Origin of the sequence: uncultured Agrobacterium sp. (assembly GCA_913777615.1) — a bacterium.
GTDB lineage: Bacteria > Pseudomonadota > Alphaproteobacteria > Rhizobiales > Rhizobiaceae > Agrobacterium.
In genome coordinates this window covers 212,084-220,785 of sequence record CAJYTK010000001.1, presented here as the reverse complement: position 1 = coordinate 220,785, position 8,702 = coordinate 212,084, and the positions used below count along the sequence as shown (strand labels likewise).

The window sequence follows — 8,702 nt, the reverse complement described above, 5'->3', positions numbered from 1 at the left end:
GTTAAATAGAAACGTTCTGCCGGAGCAGGTTTTCGTCAGGGCAAAGGCGATTGGCGAAGGGCATACCCAAAGGTACGGTCGAGCCGATCGCCTTTGAGCCTCGCGGAAAGATGACCGGCCCTTCGGGTTGGTTGAAACGGGCCACCTGCTTGCCCGGACGGCTTGGCCGTATGCGTTGGCTACGGCACACGCCGCCCGGACAATCAGTCGATCCCGTTTGAACCAACAGAACTGTTTCTATTTAACAGGGAAACGCTCTACGATGGCGTCTTGGCGGCGATGGCAGCGGCCTCGGGCGCGTCTGCCGCCGGTGCAGCAATCTTTGCAGCCTCCGCTTCCTTCGCCTTCTTGGCATAGCGCTGCGCAATCACGGCGCAGGCCATCAGCTGGATCTGGTGGAAGAGCATGATGGGCAGGACGATGGCGCCGATGCTTTGGCCGGCAAAGATGGCGCCAGCCATCGGCACGCCGCTTGCGAGGCTCTTCTTCGATCCGCAGAAGGTAATGGTGATCTCGTCTTCCTTCTTGAAGCCGAGCAAACGGCTGCCGAACATGGTGAAGCACAAAACAAGCGTCAGGAGCACGATGTTGATGCCGATGACCACGGCAATATCGCGCAGCGTAAACTGATGCCAGATGCCTTCCACGACGGCATCACTGAAGGCCAGGTAGACGACCATCAGGATCGAGCCGCGATCGACCGGGGCCAGAAGCGTCTTGCGGGCGCGTATCCAGTTGCCGATCCACGGTTGAAGAGCCTGACCGGCAATGAAGGGAAGCAGCAGCTGCAGGAAAATCTGGCCAAAGGCATCGAGCGAAAAGCCGCCGCCGTGGCCGCCGACGGTAAAGAGGAAGCCGACGAGCAAAGGCGTCAGGAACATGCCGAAAATATTGGAAGCCGAGGCTGCGCAGATCGCCGCCGGGACATTGCCGCCCGCCATGGAGGTGAAGGCAATCGAGGACTGCACTGTGGACGGCAGAACGCATAGAAACAGCACGCCCATATAGAGCGGCTGCGGCAGTATGCTGTCTGGAATGTAACCGAGCGCGATGCCGAATAGCGGGAAGATACCAAAGGTGACGAGAAGGATGACGAGGTGAAGCCGCCAGTGCAGCATGCCCGCCAGTACCACATCACGTGACAGACGTGCGCCATGCAGGAAGAAGAGTAGCGCAATGGCGCATTTCGTCGCGATGGAGAAATAATGTGCAGGCTCTCCGCTGATCGGCAGCAGCGACGCGAGGATGACGGTGGCGACCAGCATCAATGTGAAGCGGTCTGGCAGGAAGCGGCTCATGACGCGGCCTTTCTAGAACGTGGTGCGCAAGACGGCTTTTCGCCTTGCAATCGGGAAATCCGCCGAACCGGGCTCAAGCGCGAAAAGAGCGAAAGATCCCTCAGCGCCGCCAGCCAGCTTGCGGATTGTAATCGGCTGCACTATCGCTCATCATGAAATCAGATGCAAAAACTAACAGTTATCATGTTTTGAGATAGCCATGCTGAACCTGCAACATCTCGCCAGTTTCGTAACGCTGGAGCAGACGATGAGTTTCACCCAAGCCGCAGAGCGGTTGGGGATTGGCCAGTCGACAGTCAGCCAGCACATCCAACGCCTGGAAGCTTCACTCGGCCAGCAGCTGATCGCCCGCGATACGCATCGCGTGCGACTGACGCCGGAGGGCGAGGCGCTGTTAGGCTATGCGCGCAAGATGCTGGATCTCAACAACAAGGTCGCCACCCTCTTTGGTGAGAGCAGTCTGCGTGGTCGGCTGCGCCTTGGCGTCTCGGAGGATTTTGTCGCAAGCCGTCTCACCGTCATTCTGGAAGAGTTTACCAGGCTTTATCCGCTGGTCGATCTGGAGCTGACGGTCTCGCTTTCTGGCGTTCTCTATCAAATGCAGGACAATGGCGAGCTCGATGTCGTGCTGGCCAAACGCAGACTTGGCGATCAACTTGGCCATTTCCTTTATCGCGAGCCACTGGTGTGGCTCGCCAAGGATCCGGATGCGATCCTTGCGCGCAAAGAAGCGCTACCGCTCATCGCCTTTCCGCCGCCCAGCATCACGCGCAAAGCCGCGCAAGAAGCGCTCGATCGGGCAGGCGTTGCCTGGCGGATCGTCTGCACTTGCGGAAGTCTCAGTGGGCTGACGGCTGCCGCCCGCGCAGGCATGGGTGTTCTCGTCCAACCCCGCAGTATGGCGCCCTCTGACCTGCGTGAACTGCCTCACGGAAGTTTGCCATCGCTGGAGGACGTGGAGTTCGTGCTGCAGCCGCGCAAGGGCGCGGATGCAGAACTGGTGCGGGCGCTGTCATCGCTGGTCACGGCAAAGGGCATGGTGCCGGGCAGTTTTGCGTGAAAGCCCAGCAGCTTTTTCTTAAGCCCCGCCGCAAATCCGCAAAAAGGCGTCTACGTCGCTTTCCTCTGTTGCAAAGCTCGTCACGAGGCGGATGAGCTGTTCGTTCTCGCGGACCTCCTGCTGCATATCGTGTGGTGTTGGCCACTCGTAGAAGCTCGCTCCTGAGTCGCGGGCAGCCTTGGCGCTCTCCTTGTCCAGCACGACGAAGAGTTCGTTGGATTGGGTGGGCCAGGCAAGGCGGGCACTGTTGGAGGCGGAAAGACCCTCACGCAGGCGGTTGGCCATCGCGTTGGCGTGGGCGGCAAGCTCCAGCCACAGGTCATTGTGGAAATAGGCGTCGAATTGCGCAGCCATGAAGCGTGTCTTGGAGAAAAGCTGGGCGGAGCGCTTGCGAATGAAGGGCAGGTCCTCTGCCATTTTCGGATCCATGTAGACGATGGCTTCCGCGCACCAGCAGCCGTTCTTCGTCGCGCCGAAGGAGAGAATATCGACGCCGCGCTTCCAGGTCATTTCGGCAGGCGTCGTGTCGAGCGCGGTCAGCGCGTTGGCAAAGCGCGCGCCATCCATATGAAGAGGAACGCCGGCGCTCTTGGCAATCTCGGAGATCGCGGAAATCTCGTCGAGATCGTAGATCGTGCCCTGTTCGGTGGCTTGCGTCATCGTCACCAGCATCGGCTGGCCCTGGTGGATGGAGCCTGGCGGAAAGCGGTCGATGGCGGCTTTCAGGTTCTTCGGCACCATCTTGCCGTTTGGCCCTGCCACCGGCATCAGCCGCGAGGCGTTGGAGAAGTAGATCGGCGCGCCGCATTCATCCTCGATCACATGCGCTTCGGAATGGCAAAAGGCGATGCCGCCGGGACGCGCCACACTTGCAAGCGCCAGCGAGTTGGCAGCGGTGCCGGTGCCGACGAAGAAGACGGCGACCTCGCGCTCAAAAATCTCGTTGAACTTCTTCTCTATTGCCTTGTCCAGTTCGCTCGTGCCGTAAGCGGCAGCAAAGCGGGTGGATTCCTTCATCAAACGCTCGTTGATGGCCGGGTGGGCGCCAGCCCAGTTATCGGAGGCAAAAATCATCGTCAGCACTTTCAAGCAGGTTGCGGGCAGGAATGTCGCGCGGTTGATACGATCAGCGAGGATAGGTCCGAGGTTTTACGAGCATATTTCAGCCAAGGCAAATGCGGTAATGAAAGCAATCATTTCTGCGCCCCTGAGGAAGAAAATTACGCGATCCTTCATTTGGTTGAAATTTCACGTCATAAAGCGTGTCTATAAATTAACGGCATCCCCTTGCGGAAGGTGGGTGTTTCTGTCATTGTTCAGACAGAATTAAGACAGCAATGCTGTCCTAAATTGGAATGCGGAGACGGATTTGGCTTCTGAGATGAGGGCCGGATCGGCCTCCGCCTCTCTGCGTGACACCATGCAACGAGTTTGCAGGAGGGATGACAATGACCATACGGCTGGAAGGCGAAAACGCCCAGGCACTTCTAACGAATGACTGTCCGAGCAACGCTGCGGGGGCGTCGTCGCCTCGTGCGACGATCGGCGGTCTTCCGGCCAAGCAGGGTCTTTATGATCCACGCAATGAGCACGACGCCTGCGGCGTCGGCTTCGTTGCCCATATGAAGGGTCAGAAGTCGCACCAGATCGTCAAGGATGGTCTCTTCATTCTCGAAAACCTCACGCATCGCGGCGCCGTTGGCGCGGATCCGCTGATGGGAGATGGCGCGGGCATTCTCGTGCAAATCCCTGACCGCTTCTTCCGTGAGGAAATGGCCAAGCAGGGTGTGACGCTGCCGAAGGCTGGCGAATATGCCGTTGGCCACATCTTCTTTCCGCGCGATCCGGAACGCATTGAGCACTACAAGAAGGTTATCGTCGATGTGATCGGCGAAGAGGGCCAGCAGTTCCTCGGCTTCCGCGATGTGCCGGTCGACAATGCCTCGCTTTCGAAGGCTGCTGACATTGCTGCCACCGAGCCGCATCACGTGCAGGTCTTCATTGGTGCGGGCCGCGATGCCGCCACCAATGCCGAGTTCGAACGCCGTCTGTTCCTTATCCGCAAGGTTCTGTCCAACCGCATCTATGACGCCGGCGGCGGCAAGGAAGCGCAGGATTTCTATCCTGTGTCGCTTTCCTCCTCGACCATCGTCTATAAGGGCATGTTCCTAGCCTATCAGGTCGGCGCCTATTACAAGGACCTCTCCGACCCGCGCTTCGAAAGCGCCGTCGCGCTCGTTCACCAGCGCTTCTCCACCAACACCTTCCCGTCCTGGAAGCTCGCCCACCCGTACCGCATGGTTGCCCATAACGGCGAAATCAACACGCTGCGTGGCAACGTCAACTGGATGGCGGCGCGTCAGGCCTCTGTTTCCTCCGCTCTCTTCGGCGACGACATTTCCAAGCTCTGGCCGATCTCCTACGAAGGTCAGTCGGATACGGCCTGCTTTGACAACGCGCTGGAATTCCTGGTGCGCGGTGGCTACTCCATGGCCCATGCCGTCATGATGCTGATTCCGGAAGCATGGGCTGGCAATCAGTCCATGAGTGCCGAACGCAAGGCGTTCTACGAGTATCACGCGGCCCTGATGGAGCCATGGGATGGCCCGGCTGCTGTTGCCTTTACCGATGGCAAGCAGATCGGCGCGACGCTCGACCGTAACGGTCTGCGTCCAGCCCGTTACCTCGTCACCGATGACGACCGCATCATCATGGCATCCGAAGCTGGCACGCTGCCGGTGCCGGAAGAGCGCATCGTCAAGAAGTGGCGTCTGCAGCCCGGCAAGATGCTGCTGATCGACATGGAAAAGGGCGAAATCATCTCGGATGAAGACGTCAAGCATGAGCTTGCCGCCAAGCACCCGTACCGCAACTGGCTGGACCGCACCCAGCTGATCCTGGAAGACCTGAAGCCGGTTGAGCCGCGCGCGCTGCGTCGCGACGTATCGCTGCTCGATCGCCAGCAAGCCTTCGGTTACACCAGCGAAGACACCAAGCTTCTGATGTCTCCGATGGCGACCACCGGCCAGGAAGCCGTCGGCTCCATGGGCACCGATACGCCGATCTCGGCCATGTCGGAAAAGTCAAAGCTGCTTTACACCTACTTCAAGCAGAACTTCGCGCAGGTCACCAACCCGCCGATCGATCCGATCCGCGAAGAGCTGGTGATGAGCCTCGTCTCCTTTATCGGCCCGCGTCCGAACATTCTGGACCATGAAGGTGCGGCACGTGCCAAGCGTCTGGAAGTGCGCCAGCCGATCCTGACCAATGGCGATCTGGAAAAGATCCGCTCCATCGGCCACACGGAAGACCGCTTCGACACCAAGACGCTCGACTTCACCTATGATGTGGAGCGTGGCGCTGAAGGCATGCCGGACATGCTCGACCGTCTGTGCGAGCGGGCGGAATCTGCCGTGCGCGGCGGTTACAACATTATCGTCCTGTCCGACCGTCAGGTCGGTCCGGATCGCATTGCAATCCCGGCGCTGCTGGCAACCGCTGCCGTTCACCACCACCTGATCCGCAAGGGTCTGCGCACCTCGGTCGGTCTCGTCGTCGAAACCGGCGAGCCGCGCGAAATCCACCATTTCTGCCTGCTGGCCGGTTATGGAGCGGAAGCGATCAATCCCTATCTCGCCTTCGACACGCTGCTCGACATGCACAAGCATGGCGCGTTTCCGAAGGAAGTGTCGGACGACGAAGTGGTCTATCGCTACATCAAGGCGGTGGGTAAGGGTATTCTCAAGGTCATGTCCAAGATGGGCATTTCCACCTACCAGTCCTATTGCGGCGCGCAGATTTTCGACGCCATCGGCCTGTCGTCGGAATTCGTCGAGCAATACTTCTTCGGCACCGCCACCACCATCGAAGGCGTGGGCCTGAAGGAAATTGCCGAAGAAACCGTGGCACGCCACACGGCGGCTTTCGGCAAGGACCCGATCCTTGCGAACACGCTCGATATCGGTGGCGAATATGCCTATCGCATGCGCGGCGAAAGCCACGCCTGGAGCCCGGATTCGGTTGCCACCCTGCAGCATGCCGTGCGCGGCAACAGCCAGGAGCGTTACCGCGAATTCGCCGAGATGGTGAATGACAGCAACCTTCGCATGAACACCATTCGTGGCCTGTTCAAGATCAAGAGCGCCGAGCAGCTCGGTCGCAAGCCGATCTCAGTCGATGAGGTTGAGCCAGCCGTCGATATCGTCAAGCGCTTCTCCACCGGTGCCATGTCCTTCGGCTCGATCAGCCGTGAGGCGCATACCACGCTTGCGATTGCGATGAACCGCATCGGCGGCAAGTCCAACACGGGCGAAGGCGGCGAAGAGTCCGACCGTTACATGCCGCTTCTCAACGGCCAGCCGAACCCGGAACGCTCGGCCATCAAGCAGATCGCCTCTGGCCGCTTCGGTGTGACGACGGAATATCTCGTCAATGCCGACATGCTGCAAATCAAGGTCGCGCAGGGTGCCAAGCCCGGCGAGGGCGGTCAGTTGCCCGGCCACAAGGTGGATGCGACGGTTGCCAAGACCCGCCACTCCACGCCGGGTGTCGGCCTGATTTCGCCGCCGCCGCACCACGACATCTACTCGATCGAAGATCTGGCACAGCTGATCTACGACCTGAAGAACGTCAACCCGGAAGCCGACGTGTCCGTCAAGCTCGTCTCCGAAGTTGGTGTCGGCACGGTTGCTGCTGGTGTCGCAAAGGCGCGCGCCGACCATATCACTGTGTCCGGCTTCGATGGCGGCACGGGAGCGTCGCCGCTCACCTCGCTGAAGCATGCGGGTTCACCATGGGAAATCGGTCTTGCCGAAACCCAGCAGACGCTGGTGCTGAATGGTCTTCGTTCGCGCATCGCACTGCAGGTGGATGGCGGTCTGAAGACCGGCCGTGACGTCATTATCGGTGCGCTTCTGGGCGCCGACGAGTTCGGCTTCGCCACCGCGCCGCTGATTGCCGCTGGCTGCATCATGATGCGCAAGTGCCATCTCAACACCTGCCCCGTGGGCGTTGCCACGCAGGACCCGGTTCTGCGCAAGCGCTTCAAGGGTACGCCCGAACACGTCATCAACTACTTCTTCTTCGTTGCCGAAGAAGTGCGCGAAATCCTCGCTTCGCTTGGTGTTTCCAGGCTGGACGAGATCATCGGCGCTTCGGAGCTTCTCGAAAAGGATGAGATGCTGGCGCACTGGAAGGCACGCGGGCTCGATTTCAGCCGCATCTTCCACAAGGTGGAAGCACCGAAGGAAGCGACCTACTGGACCGAGCGCCAGAAGCACCCGATCGACGACATTCTCGACCGCAAGCTGATCGAGAAGTCCATGCCGTCGCTGGAAAACCGTGAGCCGGTGGTCTTCGAAGTACCGATCAAGAACGTCGACCGCTCCGCCGGTGCGATGCTGTCCGGCGCGCTTGCCAAGCGCTGGGGCCATAAGGGGCTGAAGGACGATACTATCCATGTGACGCTGCGCGGCACGGCTGGTCAGTCCTTCGGCGCATTCCTGGCACGCGGCATCACTTTTGATCTCGTGGGCGACGGCAACGATTATGTCGGCAAGGGTCTGTCTGGTGGTCGCATCATCGTGCGTCCGCCGGAAAATGCCCGCATCGTTGCGGAAAACTCGATCATCGTCGGCAATACCGTGCTTTACGGCGCGATCACCGGCGAATGCTACTTCCGCGGTGTGGCCGGCGAGCGTTTTGCCGTGCGCAACTCCGGTGCCATTGCCGTCGTCGAAGGCGTGGGCGACCATGGCTGCGAATATATGACAGGCGGCATCGTCGTGGTTCTGGGTGAAACCGGCCGCAACTTCGCAGCCGGCATGTCCGGTGGCGTGGCCTATGTTCTGGACGAGACCGGCGATTTCGCCAAGCGCTGCAACATGGCGATGGTCGAGCTGGAGCCGGTGCCGGAAGAAGACGACATGCTGGAAAAGCTGCACCATCACGGCGGCGACCTCATGCACAAGGGACGCGTGGACGTTTCCGAGGACATGACACGTCACGACGAGGAGCGCCTCTACCAGATGATCTCTAACCACTTCCACTACACCAACTCCACCCGCGCCAAGGATATCCTTGACCGCTGGAGCGAGTTCCGTCCGAAGTTCCGCAAGGTCATGCCGGTCGAGTACCGCCGTGCGCTTGAGGAAATGGAACGGCTGAAAATGGGGGTTGCGGCGGAGTAAATCCGCCGCGCGGCAATGGTTCATCGACTGATTTCGCTGCTCATCGCACTCGCCCCACCAGCGGCGACATGGGTAGCCAGCGGCGAAATCAGATTTGAGTTTATCGTGCTGGGAGCGATCATGGGCATCGCTTACTGGTACTGGGGTCCGAGCGGG

Annotated in this window: 4 protein-coding genes; 2 read left to right on the top strand and 2 right to left on the bottom strand. The window is 59.9% G+C overall.

The features are described 5' to 3' along the window. Positions 1–257 precede the first annotated feature (257 nt). Positions 258–1,298: a bile acid:sodium symporter family protein gene (locus QZ862_RS01100; protein ID WP_296096904.1), complete on the bottom strand. Its 1,041-nt coding sequence runs from the start codon at positions 1,296–1,298 to the stop codon at positions 258–260. A gap of 199 nt (positions 1,299–1,497) precedes the next feature. Here QZ862_RS01100 and QZ862_RS01095 point away from each other — a divergent pair, with 199 nt between their 5' ends. Beyond that, positions 1,498–2,358 (top strand): LysR substrate-binding domain-containing protein, encoded by an 861-nt coding sequence (locus QZ862_RS01095; protein ID WP_296096902.1) that lies wholly within the window; start codon positions 1,498–1,500, stop codon positions 2,356–2,358. An 18-nt stretch (positions 2,359–2,376) separates the two neighbouring features. Here the strand turns inward: QZ862_RS01095 and QZ862_RS01090 are convergent, their stop codons facing one another. Beyond that, positions 2,377–3,432: a low specificity L-threonine aldolase gene (locus QZ862_RS01090; protein ID WP_296096900.1), complete on the bottom strand. Its 1,056-nt coding sequence runs from the start codon at positions 3,430–3,432 to the stop codon at positions 2,377–2,379. Positions 3,433–3,806: 374 nt separating this feature from the next. On the opposite strand from QZ862_RS01090, the gene gltB reads away from it, so the two are divergent. Further along, positions 3,807–8,546 carry a glutamate synthase large subunit gene (gene gltB, locus QZ862_RS01085; RefSeq protein WP_296016588.1) on the top strand — a complete coding sequence of 1,580 codons (4,740 nt, stop codon included), beginning with the start codon at positions 3,807–3,809 and terminating at the stop codon, positions 8,544–8,546. Positions 8,547–8,702 lie beyond the last annotated feature (156 nt).